The sequence below is a fragment of the Mycobacterium sp. IDUB_21 genome (assembly GCF_055419425.1).
On sequence record NZ_JBVAXQ010000023.1, the window covers coordinates 12,920 to 36,067 of the forward strand.

At 63.9% G+C, this 23,148-nt stretch carries 18 protein-coding genes and 1 pseudogene; 10 read left to right on the forward strand and 9 right to left on the reverse strand.

All coding sequences use genetic code 11. From position 1 onward, the window contains the following. Positions 1 to 24: 24 nt before the first annotated feature. Both ACZYY4_RS22680 and ACZYY4_RS22685 read right to left on the reverse strand, forming a co-directional pair. Positions 25 to 2,040 carry an ATP-binding protein gene (locus ACZYY4_RS22680; RefSeq protein ID WP_463812298.1) on the reverse strand — a complete coding sequence of 672 codons (2,016 nt, stop codon included), beginning with the start codon at positions 2,038 to 2,040 and terminating at the stop codon, positions 25 to 27. A 5-nt stretch (positions 2,041 to 2,045) separates the two neighbouring features. Further along, positions 2,046 to 3,647: an acyl-CoA carboxylase subunit beta gene (locus ACZYY4_RS22685; protein ID WP_463812299.1), complete on the reverse strand. Its 1,602-nt coding sequence runs from the start codon at positions 3,645 to 3,647 to the stop codon at positions 2,046 to 2,048. Between the two features lie 106 nt (positions 3,648 to 3,753). Here ACZYY4_RS22685 and ACZYY4_RS22690 point away from each other — a divergent pair, with 106 nt between their 5' ends. Next, on the forward strand, positions 3,754 to 4,953 hold the full coding sequence (locus ACZYY4_RS22690) for an acyl-CoA dehydrogenase family protein (RefSeq protein ID WP_463812306.1): 1,200 nt from the start codon (positions 3,754 to 3,756) through the stop codon (positions 4,951 to 4,953). 147 nt (positions 4,954 to 5,100) lie between these two features. On the opposite strand, the gene ACZYY4_RS22695 is transcribed toward ACZYY4_RS22690, so the two are convergent. Beyond that, complete coding sequence (locus ACZYY4_RS22695) at positions 5,101 to 5,742, reverse strand: TetR/AcrR family transcriptional regulator (protein WP_463812300.1); 642 nt, start codon at positions 5,740 to 5,742, stop codon at positions 5,101 to 5,103. 141 nt (positions 5,743 to 5,883) lie between these two features. Here ACZYY4_RS22695 and ACZYY4_RS22700 point away from each other — a divergent pair, with 141 nt between their 5' ends. The 8 genes and pseudogenes from ACZYY4_RS22700 (at position 5,884) to ACZYY4_RS22735 (ending at position 15,560) form a co-directional block, all read left to right on the forward strand. Next, the gene (locus ACZYY4_RS22700) at positions 5,884 to 6,720 is read left to right on the forward strand and encodes an SDR family NAD(P)-dependent oxidoreductase (RefSeq protein ID WP_011895452.1); all 837 of its coding nucleotides are present in this window, start codon (positions 5,884 to 5,886) and stop codon (positions 6,718 to 6,720) included. Between the two features lie 31 nt (positions 6,721 to 6,751). Next, a complete protein-coding gene (locus ACZYY4_RS22705) occupies positions 6,752 to 7,675 on the forward strand; it encodes a hypothetical protein (RefSeq protein WP_011895451.1) in 924 nt (307 codons plus the stop codon). After that, positions 7,672 to 9,342: a flavin-containing monooxygenase gene (locus ACZYY4_RS22710; RefSeq protein ID WP_011895450.1), complete on the forward strand. Its 1,671-nt coding sequence runs from the start codon at positions 7,672 to 7,674 to the stop codon at positions 9,340 to 9,342. Before ACZYY4_RS22705 ends, ACZYY4_RS22710 begins: the two co-directional genes overlap by 4 nt. A 71-nt stretch (positions 9,343 to 9,413) precedes the next feature. Then, positions 9,414 to 10,928 (forward strand): flavin-containing monooxygenase, encoded by a 1,515-nt coding sequence (locus tag ACZYY4_RS22715; protein WP_041800854.1) that lies wholly within the window; start codon positions 9,414 to 9,416, stop codon positions 10,926 to 10,928. After that, positions 10,925 to 11,887: an alpha/beta hydrolase gene (locus ACZYY4_RS22720; protein ID WP_463812301.1), complete on the forward strand. Its 963-nt coding sequence runs from the start codon at positions 10,925 to 10,927 to the stop codon at positions 11,885 to 11,887. Before ACZYY4_RS22715 ends, ACZYY4_RS22720 begins: the two co-directional genes overlap by 4 nt. A gap of 62 nt (positions 11,888 to 11,949) precedes the next feature. Next, positions 11,950 to 13,539, forward strand: coding sequence for a flavin-containing monooxygenase (locus tag ACZYY4_RS22725; protein WP_463812302.1), 1,590 nt, complete (start codon positions 11,950 to 11,952; stop codon positions 13,537 to 13,539). Between the two features lie 352 nt (positions 13,540 to 13,891). Then, positions 13,892 to 14,596 (forward strand): annotated as a pseudogene (locus tag ACZYY4_RS22730) (cytochrome P450); the annotation flags it as partial. A 163-nt stretch (positions 14,597 to 14,759) separates the two neighbouring features. Further along, positions 14,760 to 15,560, forward strand: a complete 801-nt coding sequence (locus ACZYY4_RS22735; RefSeq protein WP_237159857.1) for an SDR family NAD(P)-dependent oxidoreductase — start codon at positions 14,760 to 14,762, stop codon at positions 15,558 to 15,560. A 53-nt stretch (positions 15,561 to 15,613) separates the two neighbouring features. On the opposite strand, the gene ACZYY4_RS22740 is transcribed toward ACZYY4_RS22735, so the two are convergent. Further along, positions 15,614 to 16,291: a TetR/AcrR family transcriptional regulator gene (locus tag ACZYY4_RS22740; RefSeq protein ID WP_225397498.1), complete on the reverse strand. Its 678-nt coding sequence runs from the start codon at positions 16,289 to 16,291 to the stop codon at positions 15,614 to 15,616. A 143-nt stretch (positions 16,292 to 16,434) separates the two neighbouring features. On the opposite strand from ACZYY4_RS22740, the gene ACZYY4_RS22745 reads away from it, so the two are divergent. Then, positions 16,435 to 17,580: an acyl-CoA dehydrogenase family protein gene (locus tag ACZYY4_RS22745; RefSeq protein ID WP_011895443.1), complete on the forward strand. Its 1,146-nt coding sequence runs from the start codon at positions 16,435 to 16,437 to the stop codon at positions 17,578 to 17,580. Between the two features lie 607 nt (positions 17,581 to 18,187). Here the strand turns inward: ACZYY4_RS22745 and ACZYY4_RS22750 are convergent. From ACZYY4_RS22750 to ACZYY4_RS22770, 5 genes are all read right to left on the reverse strand, one after another. After that, positions 18,188 to 18,532, reverse strand: a complete 345-nt coding sequence (locus ACZYY4_RS22750) for an adenylate cyclase regulatory domain-containing protein (RefSeq protein WP_463812307.1) — start codon at positions 18,530 to 18,532, stop codon at positions 18,188 to 18,190. Beyond that, entirely contained in the window at positions 18,492 to 19,154 is a 663-nt protein-coding gene (locus ACZYY4_RS22755; protein ID WP_011895441.1) for a TetR/AcrR family transcriptional regulator, read from the reverse strand. Before ACZYY4_RS22755 ends, ACZYY4_RS22750 begins: the two co-directional genes overlap by 41 nt. 413 nt (positions 19,155 to 19,567) lie before the next feature. After that, positions 19,568 to 21,304, reverse strand: a complete 1,737-nt coding sequence (locus ACZYY4_RS22760; RefSeq protein ID WP_463812303.1) for an acyclic terpene utilization AtuA family protein — start codon at positions 21,302 to 21,304, stop codon at positions 19,568 to 19,570. Further along, positions 21,301 to 22,113 (reverse strand): TIGR03084 family metal-binding protein, encoded by an 813-nt coding sequence (locus tag ACZYY4_RS22765; RefSeq protein ID WP_463812304.1) that lies wholly within the window; start codon positions 22,111 to 22,113, stop codon positions 21,301 to 21,303. Before ACZYY4_RS22765 ends, ACZYY4_RS22760 begins: the two co-directional genes overlap by 4 nt. 2 nt (positions 22,114 to 22,115) lie before the next feature. After that, on the reverse strand, positions 22,116 to 22,883 hold the full coding sequence (locus ACZYY4_RS22770) for an enoyl-CoA hydratase/isomerase family protein (protein ID WP_463812305.1): 768 nt from the start codon (positions 22,881 to 22,883) through the stop codon (positions 22,116 to 22,118). Between the last annotated feature and the right edge of the window lie 265 nt (positions 22,884 to 23,148).

Genomic DNA, 23,148 nt, shown 5'->3' on the forward strand with positions numbered 1-23,148 from the left:
GGCCGGTGACGGGTCGGGTGGTGCTCAATCCTGGTCTGCACCGGCGGCCGCTCCGACCACCGCGAGGGCATCGCCGGTGGACACTTGCTGACCCACCTCGACCGAAAGCTCGGCGACGATCCCGTCGATTGGGCTGACGATGGTGTGTTCCATCTTCATCGCCTCCACCACCACCAGCGCCTGCCCGGCCGTCACGACGTCGCCCGCGGCGACGGGCAGCCGGATCACCGAACCCGGCATAGGCGCCGTCAGCGAGCCCGCCGGCTTTAGCGCGCTCGGGTCCAGGAACCGTGGTACCTGCGTAAACGCAGTGGACCCGGCAGGGCTGTCGACATAGGCAATGTCGGCGTCGAGGACGACGTCGTAGCCGCGCCGCACCCCGCCGGTCTCCAGGACCACCCGGTCCGGCCGCTGCACGAGCACGCTGACGTCTTCGACGGGCTTGCCGTCGACTTCGACCTCGACGCCGTCGCGGAGCAGCGCATAGCCCACCCGACGCTCGCGGCCGTCGGCGGTCAGCCATCCGGTGGACTGCAGTTGGGACGGGTTGTTGCGCCACCCGGCAGGCAGCGTCGGCTGGACGGGGGCCGCCGCGCGGCGTCCCGCGACCTGGGCGAGTGTGGCCGCGATGGCATGCAAGCCCTCCCCGTCGCGGTCGATGAGGGCTGCGCCGAGGTCGGCCACGTCGTGGCGGTCGAGGAACCCGGTGTCGGTGCCGCGTCCGGCGAACTCGTCGTGGCGCAGAACGCGAACCAGCAGATGCCGGTTGGTGGTGAGTCCGTGGATCCGGGCGCCGGCGAGCGCGGCGGACAGCGCGCCGAGCGCCTCGGCGCGGGTGGGCGCCCAGGCGATCACCTTGGCCAGCATGGCGTCATAGTGGTGGCTGACCACCGAGCCGTCGCGCACGCCGGAGTCCACCCGGACCCCGACGTGGTCGGGGATCTGCATCGTGCGCAGCGTTCCGGTCTGCGGCAGGTAGCCCTTCGTGGGGTCCTCGGCGTAGAGCCGGGCCTCGACCGCGTGGCCGGTGATCCGCGGCTTGCTCACCTCGGCAGGCAGTGGCCGACCCATCGCCACCAGCAACTGCAGGCGCACGAGGTCGAGCCCGGTGACGAGTTCGGTGACCGGGTGCTCGACCTGCAGCCGGGTGTTCATCTCCAGGAAGGCGAACGTCCCGTCGTCATCGCCGCCGTTCGCGTCGAGGACGAACTCGACCGTTCCGGCCCCGACGTAACCCACGGCCTGTGCCGCCGCGACCGCCGCCGCGCCCATCCGGGCGCGCAGGTCGTCGTCGACGACGGGCGAGGGCGCCTCCTCGATGACCTTTTGGTGGCGGCGCTGCACCGAGCACTCCCGCTCGAACAGCGAGACAACCGTGCCGTGCATGTCGGCCAACAGCTGGATCTCAACGTGGCGGGGACGCTGCACGTACCGCTCGAGGAACACCGTGCCGTCCGAGAACGCCGACATCGCCTCGCGCGAGGCCGAGGCCACGGCTCCGTCGAGGTCGTCGGCCGACTCGACAACCCGCATGCCGCGCCCGCCTCCACCCGCGCTCGCCTTGACCAGCAGCGGGTAGCCGATCTCGGCGCCGAGCTTGCGCAGCTTGTCGGGGTCCAGGCCGGTCGCGTCGCCGCCCGGGAGAACCGGCACGCCCGCATCGGCCATCATCGCCTTGGCCGTCAGCTTGGAACCCATCGCGTCGATGGCATCCGGCGGCGGGCCGACGAACACGAGCCCGGCGTCGGCGCAGGCCCGCGCGAAGCCGGCGTTCTCCGACATGAAGCCGTAGCCGGGATGCACGGCGTCGGCGCCGGTGAGGAGGGCGGCGGCGATCACCCGGTCACCGTCGAGGTAGGTCTCCGCCGGCGAGGAACCCGGTAGCCGGACGGCCTCGTCGGCATCGTCCACGTGCCAGGCGTCGGCGTCGGCGTCGGAGTACACGGCGACGGTCGCGATGCCGAGTTCGCGACAGGTCCGAAACACGCGTCGGGCGATCTCTCCCCGGTTGGCCACCAGCAGCTTCTTGATCACGGGCATCGCCATCACATCCGGAACACGCCGTAGCCACGCTGGCCACGGATCTCGCTGTTGTGGACCACGGAAAGGCAGAACCCGAGAACGGTACGGGTGTCGCGCGGGTCGATGATCCCGTCGTCGTAGAGCCTGCCGCTGTTGGCCAGCGCCAACGACTCACGCTCGATCTGGCCCTCGACGGCAGCGCGCATCTGGGCGTCGGCCTCCTCGTCGAACGGGAGCCCCCGGTCGGCGGCCGACTCGCGGGCCACGATCGACAGCACGCCCGCGAGCTGGGCCGGGCCCATGACGGCCGAACGCGAGTTGGGCCAGGTGAACAGGAAGCGGGGAGAGTAGGACCGCCCGCACATCCCGTAATTGCCCGCACCGTAGGACGCGCCCATCACGATCGTCAGGTGTGGGACAGCGCTGTTGGAGACGGCGTTGATCATCTTCGCGCCGTCCTTGATGATGCCACCCTGCTCGTACTCCGCGCCGACCATGTAGCCGGTGGTGTTCTGCAGAAACACCAGTGGCGTGTCGATCTGGTTCGCCAGCTGAATAAACTGGGCGGCCTTCTCCGCCTCCTCGCTGAACAGGATTCCGCGCGCGTTGGCAAGGATCCCTACCGGGTATCCGTGGATCGAGGCCCAACCGGTGACCAGCGAGGTGCCGTATAGCGGCTTGAACTCGTCGAAGGCGGACCCGTCCACGATTCGGGCGATGACATCACGTGGGTCGAAGGGAACCTTCGGGTCCACCGAAGCGATCCCGAGGAGTTGGTCGGGGTCTCGCAGCGGGGGGGTCGGTGGCTGTGTCGGGCCGGGCCCGAGCTTGCGCCAGTTCAGTCTGGCCATGATGCGCCGCCCGATCCGGATGGCGTCCTGCTCGTCCTCGGCCATGTAGTCGGCCAGCCCGGAGGTGCGGGCGTGCATGTCGGCGCCGCCGAGCGACTCGTCGTCGGACACTTCGCCGGTCGCCATCTTCACCAGCGGCGGACCACCGAGGAAGACCTTGGACCGGTTGCGGACCATCACCACGTAATCACACATGCCGGGGATGTACGCGCCGCCTGCCGTCGAGTTACCGAATACCAGCGCCAGTGTCGGCAGGCCCTGCGCGCTGTGCTGGGTGAGGTCGTTGAATAGCTGGCCCCCGGGCACGAAGATCTCGGCCTGCGTGGGCAGGTCCGCCCCGCCCGACTCGACGACGTTGATTATGGGCAGCCGGTTCTCGCGGGCGACTGCCATGCCCCGGAACACTTTTCGGAAGGTGTAGGGGTTCGAGGCTCCGCCGCGCACGGTCGGGTCGTGCGCGATGATCATCGACTCGACGCCTTCGACGATGCCGATGCCGACAACAACGCTGCCGCCCACCGGAAACTTCGTGCCCCACGCCGCGAACGGACAGAGTTCCAGGAAGGCCGTGTCGGGGTCGATGAGCAGCTCGACGCGCTCCCGAGCCAGCATCTTGCCGCGGCTACGGTGCCGGGCGACGTACTTCTCGCCGCCGCCACCGTTGGCCAGCGCCAGCTGTTCGGCGAGCGCATCGAGCTGCGCGATGAGTCCCTCGCGATTCTCGAGGTATACCGGCGCGCGGGTGTCGACCCGGTCGGGCAGGACGTCAATCAACTTTCCTCCAGGTGACATCAACGTCGATCTCCTGACACGCTACGTTATCGGTCATTAACATTCGACGACAATGGGGTCGACGTGGCAATCGTGCCGTCCCCGAGTGATCACAGCAGGAGCAACTCACATGAAACAGCCGGATCAGCGGGAAGCGGAGGCGGCCGCAGCCGACCCGTGGATGACGCCCGAGCGCATCTCGTTGCGCAACCTCGCGATGTCGTTCACCCAGAAGGAGATCGTTCCTCACCTGCAAGACTGGGAGGACGCCGGAGAGCTCCCTAGAGAACTCCACCGCCGCGCAGCCGCAGCGGGGTTGCTGGGCATCGGGTTCGCCGAAGAGATCGGTGGCTCCGGCGGTGACCTGCGCGACCTGGTGCTGCTCACCGAGGCCGTGATGGAGGCCGGCGGCTCGTCGGGCTTACTGGCCAGCCTACTTACGCATCACATCGCAGTGCCCCATATGGCCGCGCAGGGCGATCCCGAGCAGATCCGCAGCTTCGTGGCGCCGACCCTGGCCGGGGAGAAGATCGGCAGCCTTGGCATCACCGAACCCGACACCGGTTCTGACGTCGCCGGCATCCGCACTACCGCACGGCGCGACGGCGACCACTACGTGGTCAACGGTGCGAAGCTGTTCATCACCTCGGGTGTCCGCGCCGATTTCGTGACCACCGCCGTGCGTACCGGCGGCCCGGGCCCGTCGGGGATTTCACTGCTCGTGGTGGAGCGTGGCGCCGCGGGTTTCTCGGTCTCGCGGACACTGAAGAAGATGGGCTGGCTGTGCTCCGACACCGCCGAACTCGGATTCACCGACGTGCGCGTGCCGGTGGTCAATCTGGTTGGCCCCGAAGGCAGCGGATTCCTGCAGATCATGCAACAGTTCCAAGTCGAACGTGCTTTCATCGCCGTCCAGTGCTACGCCACGGCCCAGCGCTGCCTCGACCTGACGCTGGATTGGGTGAAGAAGCGCGAAACCTTCGGTCGACCGCTATCCACCCGACAGGTGGTGCGGCACAAGATCGTCGATATGTCGACGGCCGTCGACGTGGCTAGTACGTACACCCGTGCCGCTGTGGACCGCATCGTCGCCGGAGACACCGACGTGCGGATGGTCTCGATGGCCAAGAACCAAGCCGTAGAGGCCTGCGCGCTCGCCGTTGACACCGCCGTCCAACTATACGGTGGCATGGGCTACCTACGCGAGACCGAGGTCGAAAGGCACTATCGCGATTCGCGCATCCTGGGTATCGGGGGCGGCACCACCGAAATCATGAAGGAGATCATCGCCAAGCAGATTGGCCTCTGAGTGAAGCCGCCATTCGACAGTAGTAGCGTCGGCTTGGCAGGTCGACGAGACGGACCTTCCACCGTTTCTAAGGTAAGTCAACGGTGTGTCACGACCCCTGCGGCCAATGCAGCCTTCGCCACCGGGAAACTGCATCCCGAGTACCAGCTAGCGAGCCGTATCAATCACGTAGCGGCGAGCCAGCGTCTCAGCAAGTCTACTCGTATGTTCGACGATGTCGACCTGACTTACATCGACCAGTAGTCCTGCGTGCCAGGCGCTGATCAGTTCGACGAAGCCGCCGACCGCTACAAACGTGTCCATACGCAAAGCCATTTCGTCTGCGTCAGGCTTCAGATGCGGCTTGCTGGCGGCCATGACCAGCTGGGTGGCTTCCTGCAAGGCCACTGCTCGGCGATCTTGCAATGTTGAACTGCCGACGTGCTGTGTCAGCAGGATCTGTGCTCGCCCGGCATCCTGCGCGATGCGGAGAACAACGATCGAGATTGCGGCGCGAATGGTTTCGATCGGTGGTTGACCGACGCGTTCGGCAAATGTTGCCGAAACCTCGCCGAGCATCTCGTCCCGCACGTTGTCCCACGCTGCTACGAGCAACTCATCGCGCGTCTTGAACTCCTCGTAGAAATATCGGTCGTTCAGCGCGGCTCTGGAGCAGACCCCACGCATTGTCACGGCAGCCCATCCGCTTTCCGTCCAGATCTCCGTCGCCGCGTTCACTAGGCGCCGCCGCCGGTCAGCCCGTCGTTCGGCGCCAGTACGCCCGCCCCACCTTGCTGCCTTTGTCCGCACGAATACATCTTGACAAAGGCAGGAGCGCCGCATCAAACTGGTGGCAGGCGACCACAATTGTGTTCACCGCCACCAGATGGCTGCAGGCCGGCTTGTCTCACAGGTCAGGCGTCGCCGTAATCTGCAAAGGATTCAGTAGTGATGGATATCTTGAGGTGGGACAGACCGCCTCGCCTGAGCCGCCGCGCCAACGCGGTCGTAACGGGAGCGGGCAGCGGAATTGGCCGTGCCTTCGCGGTGGAGCTCGCCCGTAGAGGTGGACGAGTGGTGTGTGCCGACATCGACCCGGTGCGTGCCAAGGAGACGGTCGGGCTCGTCGTCCAAGCCGGCGGCGAGGGGCTCGACATCGCATGCGATGTCACGGACGAAGAGCAGGTCCGCGAACTCGCCGACAGCGCCGAGAAGTGGTTCGGCGCGGCAGCCAGCCTGGTGATCAACAACGCGGGCATCGGAATCGGTGGCAATGTCATCGGCGCGACGCCCAAGCGGGACTGGGAAGCGACACTTTCAGTCAACTTGTGGGGAGTGATTTACGGCTGCGAGATCTTCGTACCGCGACTTCGTGCGAAGGGCAGCGGGGGAATTATCAACGTCGCATCGGCTGCAAGTTTTGGAGCAGCGCCCCGGATGGGTGCCTATAACGTCAGCAAGGCCGGCGTGCTCTCGCTATCCGAGACTTTGGCGGCCGAGCTGAGTGGTACTGGTGTGGCGGTGACTGTACTGTGCCCGACATTTGTCAAGACCAACATCGTCGATAACCCTGGTATTGAGGAGTCGGCCGCCAAGCTGGCAACGAATTTGATGAAGTGGACCGGCGTGTCGGCGGAATCGGTGGCGCGCAAAACGTTGGACGCGAACGATCGCGGTCAGTTGCACGTCCTACCCCAAGTCGACGCGAAGATTCTCTGGTTATTTAAGCGGGCAGTGCCTGCCACGTATACCCGTGCGCTCGGTTTGGTTGAGCGAATCGCGCGCTAAGTCATTCCAGACAAGGACAAAGGAGACTCCAATGGCATTCAAATACAGCGATATGCTCGAGACGATCAAGAATCGGCAGTGGGCGCTGGCCGACATCGATTGGGATGCGCCGGGCGCCGATAAAATCACTGATGAGCAGCGGCCCGAACTGAAGCAGTTCATGGCTGACGTGGTGTGGATAGAACACGTCGGTGCACGCGCGTTCGCCGCCATGGCGCCGAAAGCGCCGTTCGAGGCTCTAGGTGACATCTACCGGTATTTCCATGCCGAGGAGCAGCGGCACGCCAACGCGGAGCTGGCGCTCATGCAGCGGTGGGGGATGCTCGAGGAAGGGGAAATCCCGGTGCCGAACAAGAACATTCGACTGGTCATCGAGTGGATCGACCGATACGCCGAGGCCCTCCCGCTGACGGTGATCGGAGCGGCGATCCCAGCCTTGGAGACTGCGCTCGACGGAGCATTGCTCAAGTTCCTTCTCGACGAGGTGCAGGATCCGCTCTGCGCCGAGGTCTTCAACAAGGTCAACAACGACGAATCGCGGCACTTGGCAGTGGGATTCCAGGTTCTGAACGACCTCGGCGCCAGCCCCATGCGCATTCATGCGACTCAGACGATGGGGGCGCTCATCGACCCGAGAATCCTTCTCGGCGGCGTCCTCTACGTGCCGTTGCTCACCAGGATGTTGACCAATCTCAACGCCATGGGATTGTCGGAGGAGAAGCTCTACAACGCGGTGATGCGGTACGAGAACGTCGGAGATCGTAGTGAGTTCACGCGCCGCGTTCCGGGCTACCACATCTTGAAGGCTCACATGTCCGCCAGCATCAAGCGTTCTCAGCCATTGCATTTCATTTCGCAGCGGCTGGGTACCGCGATCGACCACTTCCCCACCGAGGTGCTCGGTAAGTCACCGACGTGGACAGAAGAGCTGACCTACGAACCGGTGGCCAGATGAGCGACACCACGACCGTCTTGATCGTCGGTGCGGGTTTCGCCGGCCTGGGAACCGCAATCCGGTTGCTACAACAGGGTATCGACGATTTCGTTGTCCTTGAACGTGCCGACGAGGTGGGTGGTACCTGGCGGGACAACACCTATCCCGGCGCGGCGTGCGACATCCCGTCGCTGCTCTATTCCTACGGGTTCGAGCAAAATCCGGACTGGTCCCGCGCGTATTCGGGCAGCGCCGAGATCCTCGGCTACATCAAGACGATGGTGGACAAGTACTCGCTGTCGCGTTTCATCCGGTTCGGAGTGAACGTCACCGGTCTGGAGTTCGACGAGGAAAGCGCACTGTGGACGGCGCAGACAGCTGACGGCTCGCAGTTCACGGCGCGCACCGCAGTGATGGCCAGTGGGCCGCTGGCGAATGCGAGCCTGCCGGACATCCGCGGACTGGACACCTTCGATGGTCACAAGATCCACAGTGCGCGTTGGGATCACGACTACGACATGAGCGACAAACGTGTCGCCGTGATCGGCACCGGAGCCAGCGCTGTTCAGATCATTCCCGAACTGGTGAAGACTGCGCGGTCGGTCAAGGTCTTCCAACGCACCCCCGGCTGGGTCCTCCCTCGGCCCGACTTCTCCCATCCGCAGTGGGTGCGGACGGCGTTTCGTCGCTTGCCTCGCGTGCAGAACGTCGGACGGCAGGCGTGGTTTTGGGGCCACGAGCTCATGGCCGTCGGCATGGTCTGGGATACCCCGGTCACCACTGGCATCCAGCTACTGGCGAAGGCGAATTTGCGGAGGCAGGTATCGGATACTTGGCTCAGGCGCCAGCTGACGCCGAACTTCCGTGCCGGCTGCAAACGGATGCTGATGAGCAGCGATTACTACCCCGCTCTTCAGCGCGACAACTGCAAGCTCGTCTCATGGCCGATCGCGACCCTGTCGCCGAATGGCATACGGACCGCAGATGGCATCGAACACGAACTGGACTGCATCGTCTTCGCCACCGGCTTCGATGTATGCAAGGCTGGCACACCTTTTCCCATCCGAGGCGCGCATGGTCGTGAGCTCTCCGACGAGTGGTCCCAGGGCGCCTATGCGTACCGGAGCGTCACCGTCGCAGGCTATCCCAATCTTTTCTTCACCTTCGGACCAAATTCAGGGCCCGGCCATAACTCGGCCCTCGTGTACATGGAGGCCGAGATCAACTACATCGTCAAAGCCATCGGCGCGATCATCGCGAATGATCTCAGTACGCTCGAGGTCCGCGAAGATCGGCAAAATAATTACCACGGCGAGGTACAGCAGCGGTTGGGAAGTACGACTTGGAATTCGGGTTGCAAGAGCTGGTACCTCACGAATGACGGATACAACGGCACCATGTACCCCGGTTTCGCCACCCAGTTCAAGCGCGCACTGTCCAAGGTCGACATGGGTGATTATGTAACGACCCCGACAACCGCACGAACTGAGCACCACCCAACCGAACACGCCCAAAACGGCTCGAATGTGGCCAAGGTTGCCCAGGGCCGCAAGGCCAAGGTAGCCCAGGGCCGAAAAAGCGCAGGCGCCCTGCCAACGCGGTCTGACGTCAAAGCCGACATCCTGGACGTGGGCGTCGGGAAGGTACCGCCTAAGCGCGCAGCCTCGAGAGTGAGGAAAGACGCTTGAGTGTCCATGTTGCGGGCGACGAGAATGCCCCCACCTCCGGAGCCCCTACGTACGAGGTCCCCACCCACGAGATATTGGTCATCGGAGCTGGATTCTCCGGGATCGGAGTGGGCATCAAGCTGCTGAAGGAAGGTTTCTCGGACTTCCTCATCGTTGATGAGGCCCAAGGGGTGGGTGGAACCTGGTACTGGAATACCTACCCGGGGATTGCAGTAGACATTCCGTCATATAGTTACCAATTCTCCTTTGAGAAACGCCCGTCGTGGTCCCGTACCTATGCGCCGGGGATCGAACTGAAGAACTACGCGAAGCATTGCGTGAAAAAATATGGCCTCGCGTCGCGCATCCGCTTCGGAGTCACGGTTGTGAGGGCTGAGTTCGACGAAGAATCGACATTGTGGCGTTTGTTTACCTCGACGGACGAGGAACTGACAGCGAGGTTCGTCATCAATGCCTCCGGGGTTCTCACGCGACCAAAATCGCCGGACATACCGGGGGTCGGGGACTTCGGCGGGGTCACGATGCACACGTCGCGCTGGGACCACCAGCAGACCCTCACCGGAAAGAGGGTCGCCGTCATCGGGACGGGCGCCTCGGCGGTGCAACTGATCCCCTCGATAGCCAAGGACGTGGACACACTCACCGTCTTTCAGCGCACCCCGATATGGTGTCTGCCGAAATTCGACTTCGCGGTGCCCCGCCCGCTGAGTGCTCTTCTCCGGCTCGCACCCGGAGCGCAGATCGCCGCGCGGGGAGCCAGCCAGGCCTTTGTCGAACTCACCTTTCCCGTCGCAGCGCACTTCCATACCGCCATACCGCTGGCGTCGGCGATCGAGCGTGCAGCGATCAGCTATATGCGTCGGCAGGTCACCGACCCGGTCGTTCGGGAGAAGCTGACGCCGCGTTACGCGCTGGGCTGCAAGCGACCAAGCTTTCACAACGAATATTTGAAGACGTTCAACCGCGAGAACGTCCTTCTTGAAACCAACCCCATCACCCGGGTGGATGAGACCGCGGTAATTACGGCCGATGGCGTCAGACACGAGATCGACGTGCTCGTCCTGGCAACGGGATTCAAGGTCATGGAATCGGACAGCATGCCCACCTACTCGCTCAGAGGTGTCGCCGGCCGAGACCAGGCACAGTGGTGGGACGAGAACCGACTCCAGGCATATGAGGGAGTCAGCGTGCCAGGATTCCCGAACCATTTCTCAGTGTTTGGCCCGTACGGATACAACGGGTCGTCCTACTTCGCACTCATCGAGGCACAGGCGGGTCACATTCTCCGTTGCCTCCGGCATGCCAGGACGGCCGACTCGAACTACGTCGAGGTACGCGAGGAGGCGAATCAACGCTTCTTCGCGGAGATGCTGGCACGGCGGCATACGCAGGTCTTCTGGCAGGACAGCTGCGCGGGCGCGAACAGCTATTACTTCGACAAGCATGGGGACGTGCCTCTGCGTCCCACGACGACGGTCGAGTCGATCTGGCGCAGTCGACGATTCGACTTGGCCGACTACCGTTTCGAACGGCGACCGGCGAAAAAGGCGGACACTGCCCCACAGAAGGTGGACACCGCCGGATGAGTTCACCTGCCAGGCCGAATCCGAGCATGGCGAGCCACCTGGTCGCGGCAACGGCGCGACGCGTTCTTCGACCTCTCACGCAAGTGGTTCCGGCCAACGACCATGGCTTCGCGGTCATGGACCGCGTGCTACGGGGAACACTCGTGGTGTCGCGGCCAAGGCGCGCAATCAGTGTCGAGAAGGTAGACACGCCCTTCGCCGGTGAACGTGTGCGAGGCGACTGGGTCAAGGCGGCCAACGTGGCCTCGGATGCTCCGCCGATTCTTTATATACACGGCGGCGCATTTTCTATGTGCTCTCCCGAGACCCACCGTGGCCTCATCAGCGAACTGTCCGCGGCCGCCCGCAGGCCGGTATTTGCCGTGCGCTATCGATTGGTCCCGAAATATCCCTTCCCGGCGGCCGCAGATGATGCACTGATCGCCTATCGATGGTTGACAGAGGGAAGCGCGATCACCGCGTCTTCTGGCACGGTGGCGCTCGCCGGCGATTCCGCAGGCGGCCAGCTTGCTGCGGCGACGGCGCTTGGCGCTCGGGAACATCGACTGCCGACGCCGGATGCCATGCTGCTGATGTCGCCGGTGCTGGATTTGACATGTCAACTCGCGATGGACCGTGATCTGCGCAGACGGGACCCCTTTGCGTCCGCCATCTCTGCGTCGAGAACAATTGGTCTGTACGTGGCGGGCGCCGATCCAGCCGACCCGAGGATAAGCGTGCTCGATGCTGATCTCACGGACATGCCACCAACTTTGATTCAGGTCGGCGGACGAGAGATGTTGCTCGACGACTCCAGAGTCTTTGCCAAACGTCTGCAAACTGCAGGGGTCTCCTCGCAGTTGCAAGTTTTCGGCGGCCAGATCCATGTCTTCCAGGCGATGTTTCGCCTACTGCCAGAAGCACGTGAGGCCCTCAGGCTCGGTGGCGAGTTCTTGGCTACTTCGGCCACCGTCCGTTGACAGCGTCCCTGCGCACGCCTTGACCACGAGGCGCCCCAGCACGAAGGTTGTATGAGCTAACGATGAAACCCGTGAAACGTGAACCAACCCAGGACAATCCCCCTGGTAACCCCTCGATCGTCATCATCGGCGCTGGCTTCGCCGGAATTACCCTTGCACTTCGCCTCAAACGCGCAGGGTTCGACAGGGTCCTCATTGTCGAAAAGGGCGATGGTGTCGGGGGAGTCTGGCGGGAGAACACCTACCCAGGGGCGGCCTGTGACGTCCCGTCGCAGTTGTACTCGATCTCCTCGGCGCCGAATCCCAGGTGGGGTCGGCGTTACGCAGAACAAGGCGATATCCTCGCCTACCTTCGCCGCGTCGCCGACGAAAGTGGTTTGCTGTCCCTCCTTCGGACCAAAACCGAAATCGCTAAGGCGGCCTTCGATGAGCGCACGAACACATGGCGTCTGACCACGACTACGAGTCAGGAATTGGAGTGCGATGTCGTCATTTCGGCCGTGGGCCAGCTGTCCCGACCCTCAGTTCCTGATATTCCTGGAATCTCGGGCTTCGCGGGCCCGTCGTTTCATTCCGCGAATTGGGACCACGATCTGAATCTCAGCGGCAAGCGGCTTGCGGTCGTCGGCACCGGCGCTAGTTCGGTGCAGTTCGTCCCGGTGGTCGCCGCAGGCGCTGAGCACTTGGACGTTTTCCAACGGTCAGCCCCATGGGTGCTGCCCAAATTCGACCGTCAGTACGGTGGGCGGCATCACCAACTGCTGCGCAAGTTGCCCATTCTGCGGCTCAGCGAACGTCTGATGATTTGGACGATATTCGAGTTGTTGGCGTTGGCACTCGTCGACGCGAAGCCAGTAGCGCGAGTCTTGGGAGTCATCGCCCTCCGGCACCTAGGTCGCCAGGTGTCGGATGCCCGGCTGCGTTCCCACCTGACGCCGGACTATGCGCCCGGGTGCAAGAGGATTCTGTTCTCCAGCGACTATTACCCCGCGCTCGCACGTCCCAACGTTTCATTGGTCACCGACGATATCCGGGCAGTAGAACCTGGCGGAATCCGCACGGTGAACGGCGACTTCCACGCCGCCGACGTGATCATCTACGGCACTGGCTTCAGTGCCACCGAGTTTCTTTCCCCGATGGAGGTCTACGGCCGCTCGGACCGAAAATTGTCGGACGTGTGGGCGGATGGCGCGCACGCCTACTACGGCCTATCGGTGCCAGAGTTTCCGAATTTCCTCATGATGTACGGGCCCAACACCAACGTGGGATCCGGGTCCATCGTCTACATGCTCGAATCGCAGGCCCGACACATCGTCAGGTTGATGAAGGTTCTCCGTGCCCATCCAGGAAGTGTTATCGAGGTCCGTGCCGATGTGGAGAAGCGCTTCAACGACCGGTTGAGTCGCCGCCTGGACAGATCCGTGTGGACTATGTGCACGAGCTGGTATCGCTCGGCGCGCGGGTCGATCTCTACCAACTGGCCCAGCCCGACCTTCTTGTATCGCCTTCGTGCGCGCAGGCCGAAGCGGCGCGCTTACGTCCTGTCGCGTCCCGCGCCCGCGAACTCGTCGCGCAGGGGGACACCCGAGCCGGCCAACACCCATCTGGCCGACATGCCCTATGCCCCAAGCGGGGCCGATAGCGTCGACTAGTGGCGGCTCTGTTCAGTGACGGGTATCCGAGGACGGCGGGGAGTCGCCGACATTCGAGCGGCAACTGTGACCGCCGTTGACAGGGTGGTCACCGGTGTAAACGATGGGTGAAATCCTTCCGATAATGCGAGAAACAACATCAAGGGGGCACTCGATGACCAAATCGCCGTCCGGTTCGGCAAGCAAGTCCCGTGACCGGCTGTTGTCGGTACTACTGAATCCCCTCCCGCAGCGCGTCGAGCGCGCTATCCCGGAGTGCGTCGACGATGGCCGGTTCGCGAACTTGCCGCGCCGCCGACCGGTAGCGGATTGAAGCCAGTTATCGGCGATCAGGGATTGCTTCTCGTTGGCCTTCGCCCGGAACTTACCGACGGCACGCTCGGGGCAGAATGGTGATTTACTCGCCGCGCTATGTGAGGCGCGCGCCGAGGACCGCGAACGCTTCACTGATGCGGACAGCATAAATCACATGATCCTTCTGATGATGGCCGCTCATGACACGTCAACGATCACCACTGCCGCTGTGGCGTACTTCTTGGCGAAGAATCCTGAATGGCAGGATCGACTTCGTGCTGAGTCTGACCGTCTAGGCGACGATCTGCCGGACATTGAGGACCTGGAGGGGCTTACGGCGATGGACTTGGTCATCAAGGAGTCGCTCAGACTAGTTGCACCGGTACCGTTGGTATGCGTAAGACGGTGACCGACACCCTAATTGATGGCTACTACGTCCCCTCCGGAGTGCTCGTCGTCATCACGCCTGCGGTCAACCACTTTGCGCCCACAGTGTCGACCGAGCCGGACCGGTTTGACCCAACGCGACTCGAGCCGCCACGGCGCGAGGATCAGGCCCACCGCTTCGCCTGGCTTCCGTTCGGAGGAGGCGCGCACAAGCGCATCGGGATGCACTTCGGCACCTTGGAGGTGAAGGCAATACTGCACGAGATGCTGCGGGAATTCACCTGGAGTCTGGATGACGGCTACCGCGTTCGGTGGGACAATGCGTCCCTGCCTGTTCCCTGTCGACGGCCTACCTACTACGTTGTGTCGCCGATGATATCTAGGTCATTCCACGAGACTTTTGAGTGCTTAGCCGAGCACATCGCCCTTACAGGGCGCCGGCGGAATCGACGCAGTCCTCCAAGTGGCCTCGGAGATCCTCAACAAACCCCGGCGAACCGTAGTCGGCAAACCTACGCAAACTGCCGGAAAGGATGGTCATGCTAGAACCATCAACAGCCGTCGTCACAGGAGCAGGTCGAGGGATTGGTCTGGAGATCGCGAGACAACTCGCCGCTGCCGGTCACAAGGTTTTGCTCACGGATGTGGATGGCGACGCAGCGGAGCGCGCTGCCACCGAGGTCGGCGGTGGCGCTTGGAGCGCCACGCACGACGTACGAGATCCGTCGGGTCATCGGGAAGTCGCTGCTCAGGCTTTAGCCGCTGGCCCTCTGGCGGTGTGGGTAAACAACGCTGGGATCCTAATCGCGGGTAACAGCTGGAGTCACAGCGATGCCGAGATTGCGTCGATCCTCGATGTCAATGTACGAGGTGTCGTTGCGGGCTCACACGCGGCAGTTGTCGCTATGGGCGCGGGTGGGGGCGCGATCCTCAACATCGCGTCCCTCTCGGCTCTGGCGCCCATCCCTGGACTAGCGATGTACGCAGCAACCAAAGCGGCCGTATTGTCGTTCACCACATCGCTGCAGGGCGACCTTGACCATGCGGGATTGCCAATCCACGCACGGGCGCTATGCCCTGACGTGGTAAGTACGAAAATGGTCACCGACCGAGTTGCCGACCCTGGGGCGGCGCTTCTGTTCGCCGGACCGCGTCCAATGGATGCTGCGGCCGTGGCCCGCGCGGGACTCGAGTTGCTGGAGAGTCGCCAGATATTCCGGGTAGTTCCTAGGTGGCGTGGCGTAGTTGCGCGCACTAGCGATGCTGCGCCGTCGCTTGGATTGAAAGCTTTCGCGTTGATGCGCGGCGTCGGTGAGCGGCGCCAACGCAATCATCGTTGATGGCGGTGTCGAAGACGGAGGGTTTAGCGTGGGGAGGCTCGAGTTGTACCTGGTCAGGTTTTCGGTTCGCAGAGTGGTAAGTGGGGATCAAGCTGGAATCCCAGTTCCTGCAGCCTGTCATTGATTATCAACCAGGTTTGCCGTGTCAACCGAATGACGAGTTCGTCACGAGTGGAGTCGCGATGGTCCAGCCACCATAGGACCGAAGCGTCCATCAGGCCCATGATGGCGGCGACATTGCGGTCTGCCGCCTCTGAGTCCTCGCCGTAGCGAGGAAAGTAACGGGCACCCGCGACGGCGAGTTCGGAGGCGAATGCGCTGCTGCCGGGCGCGGTCTTCTCGGTGCTGCGCCGATAGTGTCGGTTCACCAGGAACCGATAGAGGTTGGGGTGCTCGTCAGCCCACATGACGTGCTGAGTGACCGGCGCGCGTATCACGTCTAGCGGCGATCCCTGGACATCCAGAGTTAGGCGAATCTTCGCAGTGAGTTCGCGGTGGACGTGACGAGCCACGGCAAGATCGAGTTCTTCTTTACTTGCGAAGTGGCGGTAGAAGTGTGTGCGTCCCAAACCGGCCTTGTCTGCGATTTGGCCCGTGAGTGCGTGGGGCCCGTTCTCTTCGATTGCGCTGAGCGCCGCTTCGATGATCTGTTCACGACGTAGTTCACGGCCCGGCAACCTACTGGCCGCGCGGCGTACCGCTGTGGTGTCCACCCAGTGCTGTCGCTCCACGATGTCACCGTAACGCCCCGCGCTCTGGAAAGTTCTGGGTACGTGTTGTACCCGGCGTGCGATTCGTGGTACACCATGTACCCACAGGCGAAGCGAGACCATTGCGGGATCGGTGCGCAAGCAAACACAGTGAGGACTTTGTAATGGCAGCCAACCGCTCTAGCTGGATGGACGACGACCTCGACGCACTGCGGGATTTGGCACGTACGTTCTGTGAGAAGGAGGTCGCGCCGCACAGTGCCCGCTTCATCGAGCAGCACCACGTGGATCGGGACCTGTGGACCCGGGCGGGTGATCTTGGGTTGCTGTGCATGTCAATCCCCGAGCAGTACGGCGGAGGTGGGGGAACGTTCGCTCACGAAGCAGTCTTGATTGAGGAACAGGCCCGCATCGGCGATTCGGCATGGGGCGCGCCGCTTCATAGTGGAATCGTCGCCCACTACCTGCTCGAGTACGGCACCGATGAGCAGAAGGAACGCTTTCTTCCCAGACTGGCAACTGGTGAGATGGTTGGCGCGATTGCGATGACGGAGCCGGGCACTGGCTCCGATCTCCAATCTGTCACGACCAAGGCATCGCGCGTTGGAGACGAATACGTTGTCAACGGTTCCAAAACGTTCATCACCAACGGCGCTCAGGCCGACCTCATCATCGTCGTTGCGAAGACCGACCCCAGTGCCGGAGCGAACGGAATCTCGTTGGTTTTGGTCGAAGGCGATCGACCGGGCTTTCGGCGGGGTCGGGTGTTGGACAAGGTCGGTCAGCGCGGACAGGACACCTCCGAGCTCTATTTCGAAGATGTGCACATTCCGGTTGAGAACCTCCTGGGTACGACTGAAGGCCAGGGGTTCATTCAGTTGATGCAGCAACTTCCCCAAGAGCGATTGATCCTTGCGCTTGGTGCAGTGACAGTACTAGAAACAGCGCTCGAGTTCACTGTGGAATACACCAAAGATCGGCATGCCTTCGGCAAGCCCGTCTTCGCCTTCCAAAACACCAAGTTCAAGCTCGCCGAGGTCGCCACCGACGCCCACATCAGCCGCGTTTTCATCGACGACTGCGTCGCCCGCCATCTGCGCGGTGAACTCGACATCCCCACCGTCGCGATGGCGAAATGGTGGACTACTGAGCGTGCGATGGTCGCCCTTGATGACTGCTTGCAGCTCCACGGCGGCTACGGCTATATGACCGAGTATCCCATCGGCAGGATGTGGGCCGATGCTCGCGTTCAGAAGATCTACGGTGGGACAAACGAGATTATGAAGGAGATCATTGCTCGGTCGCTTTAGATCGAATTCGACCGCTAGATTGGTTACGAGGGGCCGCGATAGCGAGGTGGCGTTCGCTTATCAAGTCGGTGGTGACTGTTCATTAGGCGGTGACTGTTCACTAGGCGGATACCCGGCGAGCTCGCTTCGAACGGGGGCCTTACTCGGCCGGCCTGGGCGCGCCGCGCCCGAGACAGGTTGACCTTGCGGCTGACGCCCTTCAGACGATATGCGCCGGCGGACGACCACCGGAGGCCTGCGTCGTCGTCGACGATCGCCCGCGTGGAGTCCCACCAACACTGCGCCTGGCCGCGCCGCCGCGCTCACTCGGCTGGCCAGGTTCACGGGGTTGCCGAACCAGTCGCCCGCGCGCGAGACCGCTGACCCGGACGCCACGCCAATCCTCAAGGAAGGCAGGTCATTTGCTGACGCGCTCTCGATCAGGTCCAGCATCGTCGTCACCAGCGGCGTCGGTCGTGATGAGACCAGCATGACCGCGCCCCGAGGATTTCACGAATCTCAACCGGTGGGTTGGCAGCCTCGCGCGGAGCAGTCGCGAGTCGATTCGCGAGCCTCTCCAAATCGTCGGGCTGAAGCTTTCAACATGTTCAGCGCGCGAAGCCACGCATCATCTCCGTGGCCTGCCCGATGCCTTCCGTGAGGGCCCGCAATATGGCGACTGTTTCGTCTGGATTCCGGTTTCCGTGCTCAGCTCGCGCAGAGAGACGTACCGTCCCTCATCACCCAGTACGCGGCTTGTAGGAAGAAGGAGAGGGGTTGGGGCCACCAGTCGGATTTGATCAATCGTGAAGCCCTGGGCATGCAGCCAGGCAATTAGATGAGTCCTTTCCGGGCGGCTGTCGCCCTCAAGACCGTCGTGCAGACATACTGAGCGAGGTCGTCTTCGTGTGTTGCTGACACCCTGGACCTGCTTAGTGCTGCGGCGTACCGGGACGCGGACAGGATGGTTCAGTGTTCACGCCGCGCACCTGGTGACTCGACGCGGGGACGCCGAGCACGGCGTGACCCATCGCAACGAGCAGCGCAGAGGTCTGTTCGGGAGCCAGGCCAGTGCCGCGGTAGTGCAAGATCGATTGAATGGCTCCGATCGCTCCATGAACCATCGCCCGAAGTTCAATCTCATCGACCGCGGGCCGCAATTCTCCGACGAGGTGTACCCACTCTTCTAGATAGAGTCGCTGCTTTCGGCGCAACCGGCTCTGGTGCTGATCCGACAGATTGTGCACTTCGCGGTAATACACCATTGCCAGCTCGCGTTGATCCATTACCAAGGCGACTTGGTCTGACACCAGCAGGGTCAGCGCCTCCGCCTCGTCGCGGGACTGCTCGACGATCGCCGTCGCACGCTTAAGGAGTTTGTCCACCACTCGCTCGAAGAGGGCCGCCAGTAGATCGCTCTTACTGTTGAAATGGCGATAGATGGCCGGCCCGACAACCCCTGATGCAACGCCGATGTCGGCCATGGAGACAGCGTGGTAGCCCCGCTCGGCAATCAACTCGGTGGCAGAGGCGAGAATCCGTTCCCGACGCTCGCCGCCGACCCGGGTACGTCCGGCAACGACCACCTTGTTCACTACTACCTTCCTTCGCTCGCAACCAGGGCTCGCGCAGCACTGCAGCGCCGGGAGCTACACTACGAACGTTAACACCTGCTCACAATTCCAGGTTGAGTTGAAATGTAGACGCCCAATGGCAGGTGGCTGGCGCCTGCGCGTGTGATCCCCATTCGTGGATGTGCCCGCTCATTGGCCAAGATCGGCAACCGCGTGGGCAGATCGTTGCGCCCTCTTTGGATGTCCAGTTCGGCAAGGAACTGGACAAAGCCATCTCTCCGCCTGCCGGACGCTGTTGGCGTCATCCGATCGTCATCACATCGTTCGGCAACACGGCTTTGGCAAAGGGGCTACGTCAAGCAGCAGGCAGAGGACGGCGACTTGATTGGCGATACGTCGACAGAGTGGCCCGGCTACTCCAAATTCGGGATTTGTCAGGTCGCGCTGAGCAAGGATTGCGGGATGTCGACGATGCGGGAGCGCAGGTACTCGCCCAAGCCCTTCGCCTGGGCATCCGGCCGGGTCGAGGATGCCACGCCTTCCCCCAGCAGCCCGTGCACCACAACGTTGAGCGCACGCAGGTTGGGCAGCTCGAATCGCTCTATGCGCAGCTGCGCAGCCTCCGGGCCGAGCAGCCCGCGCAGTCGCTCGACGGTTAAGTGCTCGCGCACCCAGGCATAGCCGGCGTCGTCGCGGGCCCAAAGACCGATATTGGCGTTGCCGCCCTTGTCGCCGGACCGCGCGCCCAGCACCGCACCCAGTGGCGCGCGGCACGTCGGCTCGGTCGGCGGCGCAGCGGCCGAGCTGCCCGCGACTTTCGCGGCCGGCACGCTACCGGTCGGCGGATCGGCGATCGTCCGGCGCTCACCGTCGGGCAGCACCACGACCTGCGTCACGCTCGACCGGGGCACGGCCGCTGGACGGTACACGCCGAACGCCGACTCCGACGTGGGTGGCGTGGTGGTGTGGAAGCCCGCGTACCCGGCCAAAGCGATCTCCATGATTGCGCTCGAGAACGCCCGGCCGACCTTGCGCGGGTCGGTGTCCTTGACCGTGATCCGCAAGTGCGCGCACGCCTGGTCGTTGGTGGGGGCGTCCGGTGTGTCGAAACGCAGAAACCGGACGTCGACCTCGGCGAAGGAGCCCCGGCCGCCGAGGATGTCGAACAGCTGCTGCTGCGCGAACGCGGCCTTCGCCTCCAGGTCCAAGCCGGTGAGCACCATCGTCATGGTGTTCCGGTAGCCCCCGACCTCGTTCAGCGCCACCTTGAGCGTCTCCGGTGGCGGGCTGCCGGTGACACCCGTGATCGCCACCCGGCGCTCGGCCTGCTGGGCCAGCGAGATCGTGTCGAAGTGAGTCACCACGTCGGGCCCCAGATAGGCCGGCTCGGCGATCTCGTAGAGCAGCTGGGCGGTGACCGTACCGACCGACACCAGCCCCCCGGTGTCGGCGTGCTTGGTGATCACCGACGAGCCGTCGGCCGCCACCTCCGCGATCGGGAAGCCCGGGTAGCGACGGTCGGTGATCTCGTCGAGGAAGGCGTAGTTGCCGCCCGTGGCCTGTGGTCCGCATTCGATGACGTGGCCGGCCACGACGGCACCGGCGAGCCGGTCCCAGTCGGTGCGCTCCCACCCGTGCCACCAGGCGGCCGGGCCGACGACCAGCGAGGCGTCTGTCACCCGTCCGGTGACGACGACGTCGGCGCCCGCACCCAGCGCTTCGGCGATACCCCAACCCCCGAGGTAGGCGTTGGCCGAGACCGGCTTGACCTCACCGACCGCAGGGGTGATCGCGGAGAGGTTCCCGCGCAAGTCGTCACCTTCGATGTGGGCGATCCGGACGGTGATACCGAGCCGGTCCGCAAGCTCGCGCAATCTGACGGCCAGCCCGGCCGGGTTGAGCCCACCGGCGTTGGCCACGATCTTGATACCGCGGTCGGAACAGGTGCCCAACACCTGCTCCATCTGGGTCAGGAACGTGCGCGCGTAACCGCCCGCCGGATCCTTCGCCTGGGCCTTCGCCAGGATGAGCATCGTCAGCTCGGCGAGGTAGTCCCCGCAGAGCACGTCGATGCTCTGCTCGCCCGTCCCGCCCTCGACCATCTCCCGCGCCGCGGCGATCCGGTCGCCGTAGAAGCCCGAGCAATTGCCGATACGGACCGGGTCCCTCACGACACACCTCCGTCGAACTGTCCTGCGGTGCGCCCGCCACCGGGAGGTCCGGCGAAGGCCTGCGCGATGGAGAGCCACTGGTCGGCGAGCGGACCGGTGACGTGCAGTGCGGTGTCGTCGCGATGCCTGCGCTGGGTGACGAGCAGGCAGAAGTCGTGCGCAGTGCCGGTGACCCGGTTGGGCACGCCGTCGGGGCCCCAGGTCCACAGCGTGCCCCCCGGTGCGGTGAGCTCGACACGGACGGGTTCCTCGCGCACCTCCAGGCCGTTGGCCATGTAGCTGAACGCCCGCGCTCCAACGCCGATGTGGGCGACGTGGCGCAACCGGGCCGAGGGCACACGGGTCACTCCCAGCGCGTCGGCGATGTCCTGACCGTGCGCCCAGGTCTCCATGATCCGCGCGGTCAGCGAGGAAGCCGCGCTCATAGGGAGGCCGAACCACGGCACCCGCATCGAGGGGTCGATCGCTGCGAAGGCAGCGACGAGGGCGCGGCGCGCGCCGTCGAACCAGGACAGCAGCTCCGCTGTCGGCATCGGCCGGTAGCGCTCGGCGATGGTGTCCGGGGAAATCTGGCCGTCGGCCAGCATGGGCAGCATCTCGGCGGTGAACCCGTCGGGGTCGGTGGCTGACCGCACCGCGGCGTCGTCGAAGAACGCAAGATGGCTGATCTGATCGCGGACCGCCCAGCCTGCCGCGGGGGTGGGCGCGTCCCACCCGGCCGGGCCGTCGGGCAACTCGGCGATCAGCGACCTCAGGTCGGCCGTCTCCGCCTCGATGTCGGTGATCAAGGACTCCATTGTCACGGCCACGGCTAACGTCCCTTCCAGACCGGTGTGCGCTTCTCGCGGAAGGCGGCGGGACCCTCTTGCGCGTCGGCGCTGAGGTACACCGGCTCCCATATCTGGTCGGCGAGGTCGTAGGCCTCCGTCAGGTGGTGCTCTGCGGAGAGGTATACCGTCTTCTTCGCCGCAAGTACCGAAAGCGGTGCGTTGGAAGCGATCCGCAGGGCGATCTCCTGCGTTCGGGCCCGCAGCTCCGCTGCGGGCACGACCTCGTTCACCATCCCGACCTCGCGGGCCCGCTCGGCAGTGATCGGGTCACCGGTCATCAGAATCTGCAGCGCAATCCGCGGCGGCAGCAGCCACGACAGCGGTACAGCCCACGGCGAGCCGCGACCTACCTTCACCTCGCTGACCGCGAACCTGGCGTGTTCAGCCGCGACGACGAGGTCGCACTGCTGGGCCAGCAGGAATCCGCCGGCGTAGGCGACGCCGTTGACCGCGGCAATAGTCGGCTTGACGACCTCGATGTTGCGCCCGAACTGCGGCGCGAACTCTGGTGGCGGAACCGTGAGCGCCGTCTCCGCCATCTCTTTGAGGTCCCCGCCGGCGCAGAACGCCTTGTCGCCGGCCCCGGTCAGCACCAGAACCTTGGCGGAGTCGTCGGCGTTGAAGCGGTGAACGGTGTCGAACAGTCCCTGCCGGACCGCCCCGTTGAGCGCGTTCCGCGCCTCGGGGCGATTGATCGTCAACCAGGCCACCCCGTCGACGACCTCGTAGGTGATCGCTTCCTCGCTCATCAATCCCCGTCCTGATCGGCACCCGCCCTCCCGATGTGAGGGCTCGTTCACTCGCAGTACGTTACCCGGCAGAATGTCGCGAGGACCAGTTGGTGAGCGAACGCGTTCCCTCCGGCGGCGCAACCCGACCGGCGTGGCCAGCTCCGTAAATGTGGGTTCGCCACCTCGTCGGCCGCATTCGGTTCGAGCGTGTCAACGGCGGGTGAAATCTGACCCCCTGGCGGCAGGCGAAAGTTGACCCCCTTGGGCCGGTTTGGTGATTAGT

Bases quoted from the DNA above. Each gene is read 5' to 3' on its own strand.
- ACZYY4_RS22720 (WP_463812301.1), top strand. From the start codon at position 10,925: ATGAGTTCACCTGCCAGGCCGAATCCGAGCATGGCGAGCCACCTGGTC.
- ACZYY4_RS22700 (WP_011895452.1), top strand. From the start codon at position 5,884: ATGGATATCTTGAGGTGGGACAGACCGCCTCGCCTGAGCCGCCGCGCC.
- ACZYY4_RS22745 (WP_011895443.1), top strand. From the start codon at position 16,435: ATGGCAGCCAACCGCTCTAGCTGGATGGACGACGACCTCGACGCACTG.
- ACZYY4_RS22725 (WP_463812302.1), top strand. From the start codon at position 11,950: ATGAAACCCGTGAAACGTGAACCAACCCAGGACAATCCCCCTGGTAAC.
- ACZYY4_RS22680 (WP_463812298.1), bottom strand. From the start codon at position 2,040: ATGCCCGTGATCAAGAAGCTGCTGGTGGCCAACCGGGGAGAGATCGCC.
- ACZYY4_RS22705 (WP_011895451.1), top strand. From the start codon at position 6,752: ATGGCATTCAAATACAGCGATATGCTCGAGACGATCAAGAATCGGCAG.
- ACZYY4_RS22710 (WP_011895450.1), top strand. From the start codon at position 7,672: ATGAGCGACACCACGACCGTCTTGATCGTCGGTGCGGGTTTCGCCGGC.
- ACZYY4_RS22770 (WP_463812305.1), bottom strand. From the start codon at position 22,883: ATGAGCGAGGAAGCGATCACCTACGAGGTCGTCGACGGGGTGGCCTGG.
- ACZYY4_RS22735 (WP_237159857.1), top strand. From the start codon at position 14,760: ATGCTAGAACCATCAACAGCCGTCGTCACAGGAGCAGGTCGAGGGATT.